This is a genomic window from Nocardioides anomalus, assembly GCF_011046535.1.
Taxonomy (GTDB): Bacteria; Actinomycetota; Actinomycetes; order Propionibacteriales; family Nocardioidaceae; genus Nocardioides; species Nocardioides anomalus.
Window position 1 is genome coordinate 241,102 of record NZ_CP049257.1, and the last position, 18,380, is coordinate 259,481.

Consider the following 18,380-nt stretch of genomic DNA (forward strand, 5'->3'; position numbering starts at 1 on the left):
GGGTAGAAAGGGCGGACCAAGCGGACAACCGGAGCGGCGCGTGGGTGGTACTCGGGACGACGGCTTCACGGCGTACGTCGCCGGTCGCCGCGCTCACCTCTACCGCACGGCGTACCTGCTGTGCGGGGATGCCCACCGCGCCGAAGACATCGTGCAGAACGCCCTCGCCAAGCTGTACGTCGCGTGGCCGCGCGCGTCCAAGGCCGACTCGGTCGACGCCTACGTGCGCCGGGTGATCGTCAACAGCCACCTCGACGAGCGCCGCCGCCCGTGGCGCCGGGAGTCGCCGACCGAGGACGAGCGCCTCGACCGCGCCGCGCCCACCGGCGTGACGCCCGAGGAGTCCGACGCGCTGTGGACCGCGCTGCGTGGGCTCGGGCCCAAGCAGCGGCGGGTCGTGGTGCTGCGGCACTACTGGGGCCTGTCGGTGGAGGAGACCGCCGCTGACCTCGGCGTCAGCCCCGGCACGGTGAAGAGCCAGACCTCGGCCGCCCTGGAGAAGCTGCGCACCGTCCTCGGGGTGCCCGCCGCGACGGGAGGTGGCCGCGCGTGACCGACCCCGACGACCGCTTCCTGACCGAGCGGCTGCACGCCCTGGCCGGTGGGGTGACCCCGCCGGTGGTCCCCGCCGACGCCGACGTCCGCCGCGGCCGGCGCCGGCTGGTCCGCGTCCGCGCCACCATGGCCGGCGCCTCGATCGGCGCCCTCGCGGTGGTCCTCGGCGTCACCGGTCTCACCGCCGGGGACCCGCAGGCCACCGAGCCACCCGTGGTCGGACGGACGACCGGCACGGCGCTGCCGGCCACGCCGGACGGCTCCACCCCGAGCGGGAGCCCGTCGCGCGGCGAGCGCGACGGCGAGCGCGACGGCGGTGGCGACGAGCTCACCTCGCTCGGCGGCGGGGGCGGCGGTGCGGCCGTGGGCGACCCGGCCTCCGGCAGCGCGTCGTCCGACGCCACCGGCGACGGGGCCGACGAGCACTCGGGCAAGGCGGGCTCCAAGGCGGGCGGGCAGCCGGGCCACTGGCCCACTGGACCGGTCGTCCCGACCGACGGCTCGACCGACGACGTCACCGACGGTCCCACCGACACCCCGACCGGCAGCCCCACCGGCAGCCCCAGCGACGAGCCGACCGCGACCCCGTCCACCGACGGGCCGGGCACGCCGACGGGCAGCCCCACGCCGACCGGCACCCCGACCACCCCGCCCGAGGACCCGACGCCGCCCACCACCGGGCCGGTGCGGGTGCCCAAGGTGCTCTCCTACTTCAACGAGGTCCTGGCCGACCACCTCGACGCCGACCGCGACCACCTGGCGACCTACGACCGCCGGGTCGACCGCCGCAAGGCCACCCGCATCGACGGCCGGCTGTTCGCGCTGAGCGGGAGCTACCGCTGGACCGACGGCGACGACACCGAGGCCGTCGCGGTCAAGGTCGCGACGGGCTGGGACCAGGTCGACTGGCGCTGCGGGACGACGCCCGCGACGTGGGACTGCGCCGCCGCGACCGGGGCCGAGCTCGCGCGCCACGACGGGCTGCGTCAGGTCGCGGCCCCGCGTGCCGACGGCCAGGTCGTCGTCGTCTCCACCGAGGTGGCGAGCGCGGACGTCTCCGACGACGACCTCGTCGCCGCGGCCCTCGACGACCGCCTGGTCGTGCCCGGCGACGCCGTCCCGGCGGCCCCGCCGCTGCTCGACGCCGGCGCGTTCGGCGCCTCCGGGCAGGCCGCGCTGGTCCGCGACGGCGAGTCGTTCACGACGACCGGCTGGGCGCGCACCCCCAGCGTGCGGGGCACGTGGGCCGTCGCCGGCACCGACCGCGGCACGCTGGCCTGGTCCGCGACGCCGCTCTACAGCGGTGGGGCGTGGACCTGCCTGACGACGTACCGCTCCTGCACCGACGTCGTCGTCGACGACGCCGGCACCGTCGTGCACGTCGGCGCGCTGAGGAAGAAGGGCGGCTGGGTCCTGCAGTACGACGGCCCGACGTACGCCGTGCGCGTCAGCTCGAGCGACCCGACGTTCGCCAAGAAGCGGGCCTACCCGTTCCTGGTCGCCCCGGCGTGGCAGCCGGCTGCGTCGGCCCCGTAGGGAACGCCAGGACCACCGCGGTCCCGCGACCGACCTCGCTGGAGGCGCTCGCGGTGCCGCCGTGCGCCTCGACCAGCTGCCGCACGATCGCGAGCCCCAGGCCGCTGCCGCCGGTGGCCCGGCTGCGGGAGGGGTCGACCCGGCGGAACCGGTCGAAGACGTGGGGCAGGTCGGCGGCCGGGATGCCCTCGCCGGTGTCCTCGACCGTGACCGTGCCGTCCGCGCCGCGCAGGGTGACGCGGCCGCCGGACGGGGTGTGGCGCAGCGCGTTGGCCACCAGGTTGGTCACGGCCTGGCGCAGCCGCACCGGGTCGGCGACCAGGCGTGCGGTCGGCGGGCAGTCGACCTCGACGCCGAGGCCGGCGCGCTGCGCCGCCGCGCGGAACGACGCCGCCACCTGCTCCAGGAAGACGCGCAGCTCGACCGGTTGCGGGTCCAGCCGGAGCTCGCCGGCGTCACCGAGCGCGAGGTCGTGCAGGTCGTCGACCAGGCGCTGCAGGTGCAGGCTCTCCTCGAGCAGGCTGGCCACCAGCTCCTGGTCGGGCTCCACCACGCCGTCGCGCGCCGCCTCGACCCAGCCACGCACGTTGGCCAGGGGAGTGCGCAGCTCGTGCGAGACGTCGCTGACCATCTGCCGGCGCGCGTCCTCCAGCTGCTGGCGGCGCTCGGCCATCCGGTTGAAGGCGCGCGCCACCCGGCCCAGCTCGTCGCGGCGCCCCTCGGGCACCCGGGCGGTGAGGTCGCCGTCGGCCGCCCGCAGCGCGGCCGCGGACAGCCGACGCAGCGGGACCACGATGGTGGCGGCCAGCAGCGCGGAGAGCAGGAGGGTCACGAGCAGCACCCCGCCGGCCAGCAGCAGGATGCGGCGCTGGTTGTGGCCCGAGAGGTCCCAGAACACCTCGGCCCGCGAGCCCTCGCCGCTGACGAAGACCAGCGCGGGCGGGGCGACGTACGGCGTGAAGGCGGCGCGCAGCGACTCGTCCAGGCAGCGCGCGACCCGGCGGTGGTGGTCGGGGTAGGACACGAACACGCTGAGGTCGCGGGTGACCAGGCTGGTCGGCCCGAGGCCGGTGCGGGCCAGGCAGGCGTCGACCGCGGGCCCGATCCCGCGGAAGGCCGTCACGGCGCCCGGACCGGACAGGGTGCTGACCCGCGAGTCCAGCGCCAGGGTCGGCGCGACGAGGAACGCCGTCCCCGGCACCGGGCCCGCGTCCTGCGGCGCCTGGTCCACCTCGAGCGGCGCCAGCAGGGTGGTGTCGACGTCGAGGGGATCGATGCGCGCGCGGGCCTGGGTCGGGTCGAAGGTGTCGTGGGTGTCGCCGACCAGGACGCGGCCGGTGGTGTCGGTGACCGTCACCGGCCCGTCGTGCTGGCGCGCCAGCCGCGCGACCAGGGCCTCGGCGCCGGTCCAGGAGCGGTGCGTCGCGGCGTAGCCCACGAGCGCGTCGTAGGTCTGGGCGTCGGCGTGCAGCGACTCCTGCTGCTCCTCGTGCACCGCCACCGTGGTGGCCCGGACCGTGGCCCAGGTCGCGGCGACCACCGCCACCAGTGCGATGACCGCGCCGAGCGCGAAGAGGCGGACCGAGAGGCTCACGGCGCCTCCGGGGCCAGGGCGTAGCCAACGCCGTACACGGTCCGGATGAGCGCGGGGTCGAGCTTCTTGCGCAGGTTGGCGATGTGCACGTCCACGGTGCGCCGGGACACGAAGTCCTCCGCGCCGTGCAGGTGGCGCAGCAGCTGGTCGCGGGTGAAGACCCGGGCCGGCTCGGAGGCCAGCAGCTCCAGCAGCGCGAACTCGCCCGGTGTGCACTCCACCGGCTGGTCGCGGAAGACCACCTCGTGGCTGGCCGGCCGCACGGTCAGCGCCCCCACGCTCACCGGCGGCCGGGCCGCCTCGGTGCCGGCCAGGCGGCTGCGCCGCAGCAGGGCCCGGCCCCGGGCCATCAGCTCGCGCGGGCTGTAGGGCTTGGTCAGGTAGTCGTCGGCGCCGAGGTCCAGCCCGCGCAGGAGGTCGTCCTCTCCCGCGCGGGCCGTGAGCATCAGCACGGGCAGCGCCTCGGTCTCCGGTGTGGCGCGCAGGACCCGGCACACGTCGTGCCCGTCGAGCGCCGGCATCATCACGTCGAGGATGAGCAGGTCCGGCAGGCTGGTGCGGACGGCCTCGAGGGCCGCGCCGCCGTCGTGGACGACGGTGACCGAGTGGCCCTCCGCAACGGCGTACCGGCGGATGAGCTCGGCCTGCTTGGGGTCGTCCTCGGCGACCAGGATGCGCGCCACTGGAGGCAGTGTGTCAGTCGCTGCCGAACGTGCCGAGCAGGCAGGCGTCCTCGATGGCGGCGTTGTCGTCGGGAACGTCGTAGCCGGCGCGGTAGGTCCAGTCGAGGTTCTCGTCGTTGAGCAGGCGCACGTGCTCACCGTGGTCGGCCAGGCAGGCCACGTAGGTCTGGGCCTGGGCGGCGAAGGTCGGGTTGGTCGCCGCCTCCAGCGCCGGCGGGTAGACCGGGTCGACCGAGGCGCACGCCGCGCGGGCGTCGGCGGGCGGCGGCCAGGCCAGGGTGACGCCGTACGTCGGGGACATGTTCTCGGCCGGGACCGGACGGGCCTCGGCGTCGGGGTCGATGGTCGGGGCGCCCGCCTCGATGAGGCAGTCGGTGTAGGCCTGCAGCAGCGCGGTGCGGTGCGCGCTGCCCTGGCTGGTCACGTCGCTGACGTGCATGACCGGCCGGGCACCGGTCCCGGCGGCGGCGTTGATCGCGGTCGGTGCCTCCGCCGGCATGGCCACGGCGGCGGCCGGGGTCAGGAGCAGCGCGAGCGGGGCGAGGGCGAGGAGTCGTGTCGTCTTCATGGCCCCGACTCTGGCGAGCGGTTGTCAGGAACTGGTCAGGACGCTGTCCGCGTCCTGCATGTCCTCGACCGCCAGTGCCGCGAAGACCATCGCCGAGCCCAGGGGCGCGCCCGGGCCGGGGTAGACCGGGCCGAAGACCGAGGCCGCGGTGTTGCCCGCGGCGTACAGGCCCACGAGGGCGCTGCCGTCCTCGCGCAGCACCCGCCCGCGGGCGTCGGTGACCAGGCCGCCCTTGGTCCCGAGGTCGGAGAGCACGAACCGGGCGGCGTGGAAGGGCGCCTGGTCGCAGGGCGTGAGCGCTCCGCCGAAGAACGTGTCGTACTCGTCCTCGCCGCGGTGGAACTCCTCGTCGACCCCCCGCGCGGCGTCCTCGTTGAAGCGCGCGACCGTAGAGGCCAGGTCCGGGGCGCCGATCGCCTCGGCCAGGGCCTCGATGGTCTCGGCCCGCACCCACGTGCCGGCGGCCAGGTGCTCCTCCGGGTCGCCCTCCGGCATCGCGATGGCCGGGAGCCGGCCGTCCTCGCGCGAGTCGAAGACGAACCACGACGGCACCCGCTCCGGCGCCCGCGCCATCTCCCGGCCGAACCGGTCGTAGGGCAGGCTCTCGTTGGCGTAGCGCCGGCCGCGCTGGTCGACCATCAGCCCGCTGCGGAACCCGAGCGTGAACGACCCGCCACCGTCCGGCTGCTCCAGCCCCGGGCAGAACCACCCGAGCGCCGAGAAGTCCGTGGCCGCGCCCAGCGCGACCGCGGCTGCGAGCGGCTCGCCGGTGTTGGTCTGCCGCGGCGCCATGGTCCACGCCGTCCGGCCCGGGACGCCGTGCTCGTCGCGCATCGCCTGGTTGCCCTCGAAGCCGCCCGCGGCCAGCAGCACCCCGCGCCGCGCGCGCAGCTCGACCGGGCCCTCCGGCGTCATGGCCGCGACGCCGACGACCCGGCCGTCCTCGCTCAGCAGCCCGGTGACCGGCAGGTTGGTCCGCACCTCGCCGCCCTCGCGCAGCACGACCGTGGCCAGCCGCGCGATGAGCGCCTGACCGCCGCTCAGGGTGCTCCGGCCGCCCTCGCCGACCCGGTCCCGCTCCACCGGCGGTCGCACCAGGGCCGCCACCTCCTCGGGCAGCTCGGCGCGCTTGGTGCTCGTGGGCTGGATCGAGCGGCCGAGCGGCACCCGCCCCGGCGCGTCGTAGTACTCCGAGAACGGCAGCCACTCGAAGTCCAGGTCCGGGTCGTCCTCGAGCTGCGCCACCAGCCGCGGCGCCGTGGCCAGGAAGGCCTCCACCCGCTCCTCGTCGGGGTCCTCCAGCACCGCCGCGAGGTAGGACCGCGCCCCCTCGGTGGAGTCGGCGATCCCCGCCCGCTGCTGGACCTGGCTGCCCGGCAGCCAGCACGCGCCGCCGGAGTACGCCGACGTGCCGCCCAGCTTGTCGGTCTTCTCGACCACGCACACGCTCAGGCCGGCCTTGGCCGCGAGCGCCGCGCCCGTGAGCGCCCCGCCGCCGGAGCCGACCACCACGACGTCCCAGGTGTCCACGGACGGATGGTAGAACGTGTTCTAGTCCGGGCGGTACGTCGCGACGAGCACGCCGCTCGCCGTCGACGTGGCCTCGACCAGCCGCAGCCGGTGCGCGTCCGGGGCGTCGCCGAACAGCCGCCGGCCCGACCCGAGCACCACCGGGTGCACGAAGAGCAGCAGCTCGTCGACCAGGCCGTGCTCGAGCAGCGTGCGGACCAGCTGCCCGCTGCCCATCACCACGAGGTCCTCGGTCTCGCGCAGCCGCGCCACCTCGGCGGCCACGTCGCCGGCGACCTGCACCGAGTGCGGCCAGGCCAGGTGCGGGTCGGAGGTGACGACGTACTTGGTGGTCCGGTTGAGCCCGTCGCGGAACGGCCCGCCGGCGCCGTTCCAGTGCGTCAGCACGTCGTCGTAGCTGCGGCGGCCGAACAGCCACGCGAAACCGGGCCGCATCGCCCGGCCCATGGCCGCCCCGGGCTCCGGGTCGTCCGCGGCGGCCATCGCCCAGCCGCCGTGGCGGAAGCCGCCGCTGGGGTCCTCGTCGGTGCGCGCCGGACCCTGGAGGACACCGTCCAGGCTGAGGTGCTCGACGACCAGGAGGCTCACAGCCGGGCCAGGGCCTCGCGCATCGGGTCCAGGCCGAGCGAGCCGAGGTCCAGGGCCGCGCGGTGGAAGGCCTTGAGGTCGAAGTCGGCGCCCTGGCGCTGCCGGACCTCCTCGCGGGCCTGGAGCCAGATCCGCTCGCCCACCTTGTACGACGGGGCCTGGGCCGGCCAGCCGAGGTAGCGGTTGACCTCGAAGACGATCATCGCGTCGTCCATCCGCGCGTGCTGGCGCATGAACTCGAGGCCGAGCTCACCGGTCCAGCGCTCGCCGGGGTGGAAGCCGAACGGGTTGTCGCGCGGGATCTCCAGCTCCAGGTGCATGCCGATGTCGACGATGACGCGGGCTGCGCGGAAGCCGTTGCCGTCGAGCATCCCGAGCTTGTCGCCCGGGTCCTCGAGGTAGCCGAGCTCGTCCATCAGCCGCTCGGCGTACAGCGCCCAGCCCTCGCCGTGACCCGAGACCCAGCACATGCTGCGCTGCCAGCGGTTGAGCACGTCGCTGCGGTAGAGCGTCTGCGCGCACTGCAGGTGGTGCCCGGGCACGCCCTCGTGGTGCACGGTCGTGACCTCGCGCCAGGGGTAGAAGGTCGTGATGCCCTCGGGCACCGACCACCACATGGCGCCCGGGCGCGAGAAGTCCTCCGACGGAGGGGTGTAGTAGATGCCGCCGTCCTGGGTCGGCGCGAGGCGGCACTCGATGCGGCGCACGGGCTCGGGGATGTCGAAGTGGGTGTCGGCCAGCTCGTGGAGCACCTGGTCGGCGCGGTCCTGCATCCAGGCCCGGAACGCCTCCTTGCCCTCGATGGCGCGGGCCGGGTCGCTCTCCAGGTGGGCCTGGGCGTCGCGGATGCTCGCGCCCGGGCCGACCAGGTCGGCCGCGATCGCGAGCATCTCGGTCTCGATGCGGTGCAGCTCCTCCCAGCCCCAGGCGTAGGTCTCGTCGAGGTCGATCTCGGTGCCGAGGAAGTAGCGCGAGTCCCGCGCGTACTGCTCGCGTCCGACCGCCTCCTTGTCCCGGCCGCGCAGGGCCAGCTCGTCGGAGAGGTACGCCGCGAGCTCGACGTACGCCGCGCGCGCGCCGTCGGCGCCGCGGTCCAGCTCGGCCTTGAGCGACGCCGGCACGTCCTCGGCCTGGCCGATCAGCTGGCCGAACACGTCGCCGCCCGGCGCGACCCAGCCGCGCATCAGCTTGGCCGCCTCGACCAGCTGGCGGCGCGGGCTGACGTGGCCGTGCGCGGCCTCGTGCTCCAGCGTCGCCCGGACGTCGGTGAGGGTGGCGGGCACCGCGGCGAGCCGGTCGCTGATCGCGCTCCAGTCCTCCTCGGTGCTGGTGGCCATCAGGTCGAAGACCTCGCGGACCGCGTGCGCGGCGGAGTCGATGACGCTGACCAGGGACTGGCCGCGGTGGGCGTCCATCTGGGCCAGGGTGGTGTCGGCCCGCTCCAGGAACGAGCTGCGGGCCACCTCCTCGCGGGGGTCGCTCGGGGTGGCCCGCTCCATGGCCGCCCGCGCGTCGCGGAGCAGCTGCTCGCGGTGGGCGTAGCCGTCGGGCGTGAAGTCGGTGAGCTCGTGCTCGTGGCCGGGGATCCCGGCGAAGGTCGCGGTGATCGGGTCGGCCGCGGCCAGGTCCTCGACGTAGCGCTCGGCGATGTCGTCTGCTTCTCGCACCACTGGAACCTAATGGGCGCGACGCCCCTTCGGCCATCGGGAAGAATGGGTCGGTCATGTCCACCGAGCAGCTCGCGATCAGCTACCCCGCCGAGCTCCCGGTCAGCCAGCGCCGCGACGACATCGCCGCGGCCATCCGCGACCACCAGGTCGTCGTCGTCGCGGGCGAGACCGGCTCGGGCAAGACGACCCAGCTGCCCAAGATCTGCCTGGAGCTGGGTCGGGGGCGCCACGGGATGATCGGCCACACCCAGCCGCGCCGGATCGCCGCGCGGTCCGTGGCCGAGCGGATCGCCTCCGAGCTGGACACGGAGCTGGGCGACCTGGTCGGCTACCAGGTCCGCTTCACCGACCGGACCTCGAAGCGCTCGCGCGTGAAGCTGATGACCGATGGCATCCTGCTGGCTGAGCTGCAGCGCGACCGCGAGCTGAAGCGCTACGACACGATCATCATCGACGAGGCGCACGAGCGCTCGCTCAACATCGACTTCCTGCTCGGCTACCTCAAGCGGCTGCTGCCACGCCGGCCCGACCTCAAGCTGATCATCACCAGCGCGACCATCGACGTGGACCGGTTCGCCGCACACTTCGACGCGCCCGTGGTCGAGGTGAGCGGGCGGACGTACCCGGTCGAGGTCCGCTACCGCCCCCTCATGGAGCTGCCGGAGGACGACGACGAGGGCGAGCCGATCGTCCGCGACCAGACCGAGGCCGTCGTCGACGCCTGCCGTGAGCTGTTCGCCGAGGGGCCGGGCGACATCCTGGTCTTCCTGCCCGGTGAGCGCGAGATCCGCGACACCGCCGACGCGCTGAGCGAGCTCGCGGACGCGCGCACCGAGGTCGTGCCGCTCTACTCCCGACTGTCCGCGGCCGAGCAGCACCGCGTCTTCGCGGCGCACACCGGACGCCGGATCGTGCTGGCGACCAACGTGGCCGAGACCTCGCTGACCGTGCCCGGCATCCGGTACGTCGTGGACACCGGCGTCGCGCGCATCTCGCGCTACTCGGTGCGCACCAAGGTGCAGCGGCTCCCGGTCGAGGCGATCAGCCAGGCCTCGGCCAACCAGCGCTCGGGCCGCTGCGGCCGGCTCGGGCCGGGGGTGGCGATCCGGCTGTACTCCGAGGAGGACTTCGAGGGGCGACCGGCGTTCACCGACCCCGAGATCCTGCGCACCAACCTGGCCAGCGTCATCCTGCAGATGACCTCGCTGGGGCTCGGCGACATCGCGCGGTTCCCGTTCGTCGAGCCGCCGGACCGGCGCAACGTCACCGCCGGCGTGCAGCTGCTGGAGGAGCTGGGGGCGTTCAACTCTTCCGGAAGGCTGTCGCGGCTGGGGCGGCGGCTCGCCCGGCTGCCCATCGACCCGCGGCTCGCGCGGATGGTGCTGGAGGCCGAGCGCCGCGGCTGCCTGCGCGAGGTCATCGTCATCGCTGCGGCGCTGTCGTTGCAGGACCCGCGCGAGCGGCCGGCCGAGCTCCAGGCCCAGGCCGACCAGCAGCACGCCCGCTTCAAGGCCGAGGGCTCGGACTTCCTCACCTGGCTCAACCTGTGGCGCTACGTCAAGGAGCAGCAGCGCGAGCTGTCGTCGTCGGCGTTCCGGCGGATGTGCAAGCGCGAGTTCCTCAACTACCTGCGGGTGCGCGAGTGGCAGGACTTCGAGTCCCAGCTGCGCCAGGTCTGCAAGGAGATGGACATCGAGCTGGGGCACCCGGCGGACACCCCCGACGCCGACGGCATTCACCAGTCGCTGCTGGCCGGGCTGCTCTCCCAGATCGGGCTGCTCGAGGAGCGCGACCGCAAGGAGCGCGGACCGCGGGAGTACCTCGGCGCCCGTGGCGCGCGGTTCGCGGTCTTCCCCGGCAGCGGGCTCTACCGGAAGAACCCGCCGTTCCTCATGGCCGGCGAGCTCGTCGAGACCTCGCGGCTCTGGGCGCGGCAGAACGCCGCCATCAAGCCGGAGTGGGCCGAGGACCTCGGGCGGCACCTGGTGAAGCGGACCTGGTCGGAGCCGCACTGGTCCAAGAAGCGCGCGGCCGTGATGGCCTACGAGCGGGTCACGCTGTACGGCGTGCCGCTGGTGGCCGACCGGCTCACGACGTACGCCAGGGTCGACCCGGTCGTCTCGCGCGAGCTGTTCCTGCGCCACGCGCTGGTCCAGGGCGAGTGGCACTCGCGGCACCGGTTCCTGGAGACCAACCGGCGCCTGCTGGAGGAGGCCGAGGAGCTCGAGCACCGCGCGCGGCGCCGCGACATCGTGGTCGACGAGGAGACGCTGTTCGACTTCTACGACGCGCGGGTGCCGGCCGACGTGGTCTCCGGCGCGCACTTCGACCAGTGGTGGAAGGGCGCACGGCGCAGCGCGCCGGACCTGCTGACCTTCGACCCGGCCATGCTCACCCGCTCCTCGGCGGACGCGGTCACCGAGGCGGACTACCCCGAGCAGTGGGACAGCGGCGAGGAGGGGCTGACCTTCTCGATCAGCTACCACTTCGAGCCGGGCGCGGCCGAGGACGGCCTGACCATCGACGTGCCCGTGGACACCCTCAACCGGGTCGAGGCCGACGACTTCTCCTGGAACGTGCCCGGCCTCCGCGAGGAGCTGGTCACCGCGCTCATCCGGTCGCTGCCCAAGCACCTGCGCGTCTCGTTCGTGCCGGCGCCCAACAAGGCGCGGGAGTTCCTGGCCGCCGTGCCGCCGGGCGAGGAACCGCTGCTCGACGCGCTCGAGCGGTGGATGCGCTCGACCACCGGTGTCGTCGTGCCGCGTGAGGCGTGGGACTGGTCCAAGGTGCCCGCCCACCTGCAGCCGACCTACCGCGTGGTCGCCGACGACGGCGCGGAGCAGGCGCGCGGCAAGGACCTCGAGGCGCTCAAGGCGCCGCTGCGCCCGCAGTTCGAGTCTGCCCTCTCCTCGGCCGCCTCGGAGTCCGGGCTCGCGCGCACCGGCGAGACCCGGTGGGTCTTCGGCGACATCCCCGAGTCCGAGACGCTGACCCGGGCCGGGCACCGGGTGACGGTCTTCCCCGCGCTGGTCGACGAGGGCGCGTCGGTGGGGCTCGCGGTCTACGGGACCACCGACGAGGCCGAGGCGCGGCACCGCCTCGGCGTACGACGCCTGGTGCTGCTCTCGGTGCCCCTGCCCTCGGACTCCGAGCTCCAGGAGCCGCTGGCCCTGAACGACCGGCTGGGGCTCGTCGGCTCGCCGTACGCCTCGGTGCCGGAGCTGCTGGTGGACAGCCGGGCCGCGGTGGTCGGTGGCCTCGTCGACGCTGGTGGACAGGTCCGGTCCGAGCCTGACTTCGACGCCCTGGTGGCGCGGGCGCGCGCCGCCGCCCCGGGGATGCTCCACGACTTCCTCGCCGACGTGCTGCGGGTGCTCGACGGGTGGCGGACCGTCGACAAGCTGCTGAGCGGGCGCGCCGAGATGGCGATGCTCCCTGCGCTCTCGGACCTGAAGGCGCAGCTCGTGCGCCTGGTGCACCCGGGGTTCCTCTCCGAGGCCGGTCCCGGGCAGCTGCGCCGCTACCCGACCTACCTCCGGGCGATGACCCTGCGCCGGGAGGCGCTCGACCAGGGTGGCGCGGCGGTCAACCGCGACCGCCAGCTGATGGACCGGATCACCGGCCTGCAGGACGCCTACCTGCACCAGCTCGCCGCCCTGCCCGACGGCCGCCCACCCGGTGAGCGGCTGCGCCGGGCCCGCTGGATGCTCGAGGAGCTGCGGGTCTCACTGTGGGCCCAGCAGCTCGGCACCGCCCACCCGGTCAGCGAGGAGCGGGTCCGCAAGGCACTGTCCGCGGCGGCGGGCACGTGACCGCGGTCGGCTTCGCCGCGGCGAACGCCCGCCGGCTGGCCCGGCACGGGCTCACCGCGCCGCTCGGCTCGCTGGCCGCGGCGGCGGCGGCAGTGGCCGGCGTGCACGCGCAGATCATGTCGGCGGCCGAGGTCTCCCTCGGGCTGCGGGTGTCCGGGGTGACCCGGTCCGACGTGGCCGCGGCGCTGTGGGAGGAGCGGAGCCTGGTCAAGACCTTCGGGCCGCGGGGGACCGTCCACCTGCTCGCCGCCGAGGACCTGGCCTGGTGGCTGCCGGCGCTGGCGGCGGTGCCCCCGGCGGGCGGGCACCCGGACGGCGTACGCCTGACGCCGGAGGAGACCGACGCGGTGGTCGCGGCGCTGGACGCGACGCTGCGCGAGGGCGACCGGACCACCGAGGAGCTCGACGCGCACGTGGGTGAGGCGTGCGGGGCGTGGGCGGCCGAGGAGTCGATGGCGGCGTTCGGCGGCTTCTGGCCGCGGTGGCGCCAGGCGCTCGGTGTGGCGGCCTCGCGCGGCGTGCTGTGCAGCGGCCCGAACCGCGGGCGCCGAGTCACCTACGCGAGCCCGTCGCGGTGGGTGGGCGAGCTCGCGCCGGTGCCTGCGGACGAGGCGGAGCTGCGGCTGCTGCGCGCCTACCTCACGGCGTACGGCCCGGCGACGCCCGACCACCTGGCGCGCTGGCTGGCCACCACGCCGGCGTGGACGCGGGCGCTGTTCGCGCGCGCCGAGCTCGACGAGGTCGCGCTCGAGGGCGAGCCGGCGTGGGTGTGGCGCGGCGACGACGGGTTCGACGCACCGGAGCCGCCGGGAGTGCTCCTGCTGCCGTACTTCGACGCCTTCCAGGTCGGCTCCCGGCCGCGCGGCCTGCTGTTCCCGGGGCGAGCGGCCGAGCGGGCCCTGGCCGGGTCGCAGGCCGGCAACTTCCCCGTGCTGCTGCTCGACGGCGTGGTCGGCGGCGTGTGGCACCAGAAGCGGTCCGGGCGCCGCGTCACGATCACCGTCGAGCCCCTCGGCCGGCTGTCCGCCGCCCAGCGACGGGCGCTGGACGACGAGGTGAAGCGCGTCGGCACGGTCGTCGAGGCCCGGCCCGAGCTGGTGGTCGGCCCGGTGACGGTCGGCGCCCACGCCTGAGGGCTGCCGGGCCGCGCGTAGCGTGGCCGGGTGGCCGAGCGACAGCACCACCGCCCGATGCGTCCCGGCGGGGAGTTCTTCGCCGCCATCCTCGGCGGCGAGGACCCGTCCCGCATCCGCGAGGCGGGCGACCTGGCCGCGAACCTGCTGGTCCGCGGCGCCCGCGGCTCCGACGACCCGGCCGTGAGCGAGCGGGTGCTGCACCTGGCCGACACCGAGGGCATCGAGACCATCGCCGAGGTCTGGGCCGGCGCGCCGGCCGACACCCTGGCCGGGTGTCTGTGGCGGCTGTTCCTGCTCCGCTCGTGGGTGTACGCCGACCCGGCGGGCGTCGCCCGCCAGTTCGACGCGGGCACCCGCACCGCCCAGGTCGCCCGCGTCGTCGCCGGTGTGGCGGACCCGCCCGGCCCCGACGAGCTGCGCGCCATGGTCGACGAGGTGCTGCGCGGCATCGCCGGCAGCGACTTCGCCGACGTGCTGTTCCGTGCTGCCGCCTTCGCCCGCGTCGTCGCCACCGGCCGCGCCGCCCTCGACGAGGCCTCCGAGGAGGACGTCCAGCGCATGCTCCTGCTGGCCGAGCAGCTCGAGGCCGCCGGCCACACCGAGCTCGCCCACGGCCTGGCCTGAACGGACTCGATCGCCGCATCGCGGAATGCGGAGTGGGCGTCTCTCGTTACAATGGTCGTGCGTGCCGGGCCGCGGCAGCCCCGGGTCCCAAAATCAGCCGCTTCGAGCGGCCACGCGCCGTGAGGCGCTCCCGGTCCGGCACGCACCTCTCCCGGCCCAGCACAGCTGCGTCATCCAGGCAGCGCAGCCGCGCCCGCGGGTCGCCGACCACCGGCTAGGTTGCCGAGGTGACGTCGTACGCACCCGAGCAGGACGGCGAGCCGGACCCGGGCGAGGTCGTGTGGGGCTGGGTGCCCTACGAGGAGGACCCGAGCCAGGGCAAGGACCGCCCGGTGCTGCTGATCGGCACTCGCGAGGTCGACGGCGAGGAGTACTACGCCGGGCTGATGCTCACCAGCAAGGACCATGACCGCGACGCCGAGGACGAGGCGCGCTACGGGCGCTACTGGATGGACGTCGGCAGCGGGTCGTGGGACAGCGAGCGGCGCCCGAGCGAGGTGCGGCTGGACCGGTTGATCGTGCTGGCGCGCGACGCCATCCGCCGCGAGGGCGCGGCGCTGCCGCGGGAGGTCTTCGACGCGGTGCTGGTCGAGGCGCGGCGCCACCACGCGATCGGCTAGGGCGCGCGTACGAGGCGTGCGCGGGTTGTCGGTGACCGGTCGGTAGGGTGACCGGGCCGGAAGGAGGGCCAGGGTGCGTCGGAGCAGGATCGTGGTGCCGCTGGCCCTGGTGGTGGCGGCGGCGCTGGCCGGGTGCACCGACGACGAGGGCGATCCCGGCCCGGTCCCGCCCACCAGCTCGCAGGCCGCAGGTCCCGTCTCGCTGAGCTTCGCGGTGTGGGGGAGCGGCCCCGAGGTCGACGCCTACGACCGGGCGGTCGACGCCTACAACACCGAGCACCCCGAGACCAAGGTCAAGGTCAAGGCCTACGGGACGCACTCCGACCTGCTGGCGGCGCTCGAGGACGGCGGCCCGCAGCCCGACGTGTTCCTGGTCAGCCGCGGCGACCTGCAGCAGGTCCGCGAGCGCGAGCTCAACCGACCGATCGGCGCGCTGCTGGACGAGCGCGACGTCGACTTCGGCGACGGCTACTCCCGGGTGGCGCTCGAGGCGTTCTCCGGCGACCGCGACCTGCAGTGCATGCCGTACGGCATCTCGCCGATGGTCATCTACTACAACAAGGCGCTGGTCGACTTCCCGGCGATGGCCGAGCGCGGGCTCGACGTGCCCACCGTCGACGACGAGAACCTCCAGCGGCGGCCGTCGTGGAGCCTCGAGCAGTTCCAGGTCGCGGCGGACTACGCGAGCCGGCCGCGCAAGGGCATCGGCGGGTTCTACGTCGCGCCGACGCTGCGGGGGCTGGCGCCGTTCGTCTACTCCGGTGGCGGCGAGGTCTTCGACGACGACCAGAGCCCGACGTCGCTGTCCTTCTCCTCCGACGACACCCGCTCGGCGCTGGAGGACGTGCTGCCGGTGCTGCGCGACCCCAAGCTCGGGCTGACCGCGGAGCAGCTGTCGCAGAAGACGCCGCTGGAGTGGTTCCGCGAGGGCAAGCTCGGGATGATCGCGGGCTTCCGCGACCTGGTGCCGCAGCTGCGCTCGACCGCGGTCGACTTCGACATCATGCCGATGCCGGTGGTGGGCGATGCCGCGACGGTCGGCGACCTCACCGGCGTCTGCATCGGCGCGCGCTCCGACGCCGTGGCCGAGGCCGCCGACTTCCTCGTCGACTTCGTCTCCACCGACGCGGTGTCGACGGTGGCCGCCGCCGGGTACCTCGCGCCGGCCAACACCCAGGTCGCGCTGTCCGACGCCTTCCTCCAGCCCCGCAAGCGGCCGCTGCACTCCGCGGTCTCCAACAACAGCATCCGCAGCATGCGCGTCGCGCCGTTGCTGGAGGACCCCGCGGCGCTCGAGGACGCGGTGGCCGCACCGCTCAAGGAGCTGCTCGAGGACGAGGTCCTCGACAGCGACACCCTGTCGGCCCTCACCGACCAGATCGACGAGGCCTCCAAGGCGGTGCTGTCCCCGCCCGACACCGAGTCGCCGAGCCCGGACAGCAGCGAGAGCAGCGACAGCGGCGGCTGAGTCCGCGGGCCCTCTCCGGGCTTCAGTCGGCCTCGGCCTCGGCCTCGGGCTGCGGCTCGGGCTGCGGCTCGGGTTCCGGCGGCTGCCGGTCCGCCTCCAGGATCGCGCGTACGACGGGGGGCCCGGCCAGGTCGACCTGCCACGGCCGCGCGCCGAGCCCGGACAGCGCGACGGCCACGGCCGCCGCGAGGGAGTCGGGGTCGCGGGTGGGCGGCGGGGTCCACAGCACCCGGCGCAGGTAGTCGGGGGTCAGCAGGTTCTCCACCGGCAGCTCCAGCTGCTCGGCCAGGGCGGTGAGCGCCTCGCGGGCCAGGGCGAGCCGGCGGGCGGCGACGGGGTCGCGGTCGGCCCACGCGCGTGGCAGCGGGGGACCGTCGGTGCGCGGCGCCCGGGTCGGCAGGTCGGCCTCGTCGGCGGCCACGACGTCGCGCAGGGCGCCGATCCAGCGCGAGGCGTAGCGCTCCGCGCCGCGGCCGTGGAACCCGGACGTGCCCAGCAGCGCGTCGCGCTCGGTCGGCATCGCCTGGGCGGCGGCCACGATGGCGGAGTCGGGGATGATCCGGCCGGGCGTCACGTCGCGGCGCTCGGCCAGGGCGTCGCGGGTCTCCCACAGCGCCTTGACCGCGCCGAGCCCACGCCGGCCGCGGATCCGGTGCATGCCGGACGTGCGGCGCCAGGCGTCGACCCGCGCGGTGGGCTCGAAGGAGAGCAGGTGCGCGAACTCCTGGCGCGCCCACTCGTCCTTGCCCGCGGTGACGAGCTGCTCGGCGAGGGCGTCGCGCAGCTCGACGAGGACCTCGACGTCCAGCGCGGCGTACTCCAGCCAGGGCTCGGGCAGCGGGCGCCGCGACCAGTCGACCGCGGAGTGCTCCTTCTTGAGCCGCTGGCCCAGCACCGTCTCGACCAGCGTGGCCAGCCCGACGCGCGGGTAGCCCAGCAGCCGCCCGGCCAGCTCGGTGTCGAACAGGGCGGCCGGCCGCAGGCCGACCTCGGCCAGGCACGGGAGGTCCTGGGTGGCGGCGTGCAGGATCCACTCGGTGCCGGCCAGGGCCTCGGCCAGCGGCGCGAGCGAGTCGAAGGCGATCGGGTCGACCAGCCAGGTGCCGGCGCCCTCGCGGCGCAGCTGGATGAGGTACGCGCGGGAGGAGTAGCGGTAGCCCGAGGCCCGCTCGGCGTCGATGGCGACCGGGCCGCTGCCGGCCGCGATGGCGGCGCAGGCCTCGGCCAGGCGCGCGGGGGTGTCGGTGACGGCGGGCAGCCCGTCGCGCAGGAGGAGGAGCGGGCGCTGCTCCTCGGCGGCGTCCTCGGGCTGCTCGGGCTGCTCGGGGCTGTCGGTGGCGGTGTCCGGCATCAGGCCCCCGAGCCGCGCTGACCCCGGCGGCTCGGGATGACGGCCACGCCGTCGGGCACCGGCGGCAGCCCGACCGCCGTGCAGAGCAGCTCCCCCCACGCCTCGACGTGCGGCGCGACGTCGAGGTCGGCCGCGCCGAGTGCGTGCAGCGGCGTCCAGGACGCCCGGATCTCCAGCTGCGCGGTCGCGCTCTCCTCGGCCATCCCCCCGAAGCTCTCGGTGGCCACGCGGGTGACCGAGCCCGACGCCATGGTGTACGCCGCGCCGTGGGCGTCCAGGGCGTCGGTCAGCCAGGTCCAGCCGACCGCGGCCAGCATCGGGTCGGTGATCAGCTCGACGTCGATCTCGGCGCGGGCGTAGGCCACGCAGCGGAACTGGCCGTCCCACGCGTCGTTCCCCGCCGGGTCGTGCAGCAGGATGATCCGGCCGGTGCCGACCTCCTCGCCGTCCACGTCGACGTCGGCCGACAGCGCGGCGGCGTACGGTGCGATGCGCTGGGGCGCCGGCATCTCCTCGCAGTGCAGCTCGGGGCGCAGCGGGGCGGCGCGCATGGTCGCGACGGCCGCCCGGAACTCCGGCGGCTCGCCGGCCGCGCCCGCACCCGGGCGCGTCTCCTGACGCACGACCATGGGCACACAGTAGGTC

General features: G+C 75.1%; 15 protein-coding genes. 7 read left to right on the forward strand and 8 right to left on the reverse strand.

The features are described from left to right. Positions 1-40: 40 nt before the first annotated feature. Complete coding sequence (locus tag G5V58_RS01300; RefSeq protein WP_165228061.1) at positions 41-553, forward strand: SigE family RNA polymerase sigma factor; 513 nt, start codon at positions 41-43, stop codon at positions 551-553. Beyond that, positions 550-2,091, forward strand: a complete 1,542-nt coding sequence (locus G5V58_RS01305) for a hypothetical protein (protein ID WP_165228063.1) — start codon at positions 550-552, stop codon at positions 2,089-2,091. The genes G5V58_RS01300 and G5V58_RS01305 overlap by 4 nt, the downstream gene beginning before the upstream one ends. Here the strand turns inward: G5V58_RS01305 and G5V58_RS01310 are convergent. Genes G5V58_RS01310 through G5V58_RS01335 form a run of 6 tightly spaced genes read right to left on the reverse strand, consistent with a single transcriptional unit; the run spans position 2,003 to position 8,721 of the window. Next, the gene (locus G5V58_RS01310) at positions 2,003-3,685 is read right to left on the reverse strand and encodes a sensor histidine kinase (protein WP_165228065.1); all 1,683 of its coding nucleotides are present in this window, start codon (positions 3,683-3,685) and stop codon (positions 2,003-2,005) included. The two genes, G5V58_RS01305 and G5V58_RS01310, sit on opposite strands and share 89 nt — an antisense overlap. Beyond that, positions 3,682-4,368: a response regulator transcription factor gene (locus tag G5V58_RS01315; RefSeq protein WP_230486989.1), complete on the reverse strand. Its 687-nt coding sequence runs from the start codon at positions 4,366-4,368 to the stop codon at positions 3,682-3,684. Before G5V58_RS01315 ends, G5V58_RS01310 begins: the two co-directional genes overlap by 4 nt. A gap of 13 nt (positions 4,369-4,381) precedes the next feature. Then, entirely contained in the window at positions 4,382-4,936 is a 555-nt protein-coding gene (locus G5V58_RS01320; RefSeq protein ID WP_165228067.1) for a hypothetical protein, read from the reverse strand. Between the two features lie 24 nt (positions 4,937-4,960). Continuing rightward, a complete protein-coding gene (locus G5V58_RS01325; protein ID WP_165228069.1) occupies positions 4,961-6,466 on the reverse strand; it encodes an FAD-dependent oxidoreductase in 1,506 nt (501 codons plus the stop codon). 21 nt (positions 6,467-6,487) lie between these two features. Then, complete coding sequence (locus G5V58_RS01330; RefSeq protein WP_165228071.1) at positions 6,488-7,054, reverse strand: dihydrofolate reductase family protein; 567 nt, start codon at positions 7,052-7,054, stop codon at positions 6,488-6,490. Beyond that, the gene (locus G5V58_RS01335) at positions 7,051-8,721 is read right to left on the reverse strand and encodes a DUF885 domain-containing protein (protein ID WP_165228073.1); all 1,671 of its coding nucleotides are present in this window, start codon (positions 8,719-8,721) and stop codon (positions 7,051-7,053) included. The genes G5V58_RS01330 and G5V58_RS01335 overlap by 4 nt, the downstream gene beginning before the upstream one ends. Before the next feature lie 56 nt (positions 8,722-8,777). Between G5V58_RS01335 and hrpA the strand changes: the two genes are divergently transcribed. The 5 genes from hrpA (at position 8,778) to G5V58_RS01360 (ending at position 16,384) form a co-directional block, all read left to right on the forward strand. Next, on the forward strand, positions 8,778-12,536 hold the full coding sequence (hrpA, locus tag G5V58_RS01340) for an ATP-dependent RNA helicase HrpA (RefSeq protein ID WP_165228075.1): 3,759 nt from the start codon (positions 8,778-8,780) through the stop codon (positions 12,534-12,536). After that, a complete protein-coding gene (locus tag G5V58_RS01345; RefSeq protein WP_165228077.1) occupies positions 12,533-13,669 on the forward strand; it encodes a winged helix DNA-binding domain-containing protein in 1,137 nt (378 codons plus the stop codon). Before hrpA ends, G5V58_RS01345 begins: the two co-directional genes overlap by 4 nt. A gap of 30 nt (positions 13,670-13,699) precedes the next feature. Further along, a complete protein-coding gene (locus tag G5V58_RS01350) occupies positions 13,700-14,296 on the forward strand; it encodes a hypothetical protein (RefSeq protein WP_230486990.1) in 597 nt (198 codons plus the stop codon). 227 nt (positions 14,297-14,523) lie between these two features. Continuing rightward, the gene (locus tag G5V58_RS01355) at positions 14,524-14,916 is read left to right on the forward strand and encodes a type II toxin-antitoxin system PemK/MazF family toxin (protein WP_165228079.1); all 393 of its coding nucleotides are present in this window, start codon (positions 14,524-14,526) and stop codon (positions 14,914-14,916) included. Positions 14,917-14,989: 73 nt separating this feature from the next. Then, positions 14,990-16,384, forward strand: coding sequence for an ABC transporter substrate-binding protein (locus tag G5V58_RS01360; protein ID WP_165228081.1), 1,395 nt, complete (start codon positions 14,990-14,992; stop codon positions 16,382-16,384). A gap of 22 nt (positions 16,385-16,406) precedes the next feature. Here G5V58_RS01360 and G5V58_RS01365 read toward each other — a convergent pair whose 3' ends face one another. Then, positions 16,407-17,735: an HRDC domain-containing protein gene (locus tag G5V58_RS01365; RefSeq protein WP_165228083.1), complete on the reverse strand. Its 1,329-nt coding sequence runs from the start codon at positions 17,733-17,735 to the stop codon at positions 16,407-16,409. Beyond that, the gene (locus G5V58_RS01370; RefSeq protein ID WP_165228085.1) at positions 17,735-18,364 is read right to left on the reverse strand and encodes a DUF3000 domain-containing protein; all 630 of its coding nucleotides are present in this window, start codon (positions 18,362-18,364) and stop codon (positions 17,735-17,737) included. The genes G5V58_RS01365 and G5V58_RS01370 overlap by 1 nt, the downstream gene beginning before the upstream one ends. Positions 18,365-18,380 lie beyond the last annotated feature (16 nt).

Excerpts from the sequence above, each read along its gene's own strand:
- G5V58_RS01320 (WP_165228067.1), bottom strand. The coding sequence starts at position 4,936 with ATGAAGACGACACGACTCCTCGCCCTCGCCCCGCTCGCGCTGCTCCTG.
- hrpA (WP_165228075.1), top strand. The coding sequence starts at position 8,778 with ATGTCCACCGAGCAGCTCGCGATCAGCTACCCCGCCGAGCTCCCGGTC.
- G5V58_RS01365 (WP_165228083.1), bottom strand. The coding sequence starts at position 17,735 with ATGCCGGACACCGCCACCGACAGCCCCGAGCAGCCCGAGCAGCCCGAG.
- G5V58_RS01370 (WP_165228085.1), bottom strand. The coding sequence starts at position 18,364 with ATGGTCGTGCGTCAGGAGACGCGCCCGGGTGCGGGCGCGGCCGGCGAG.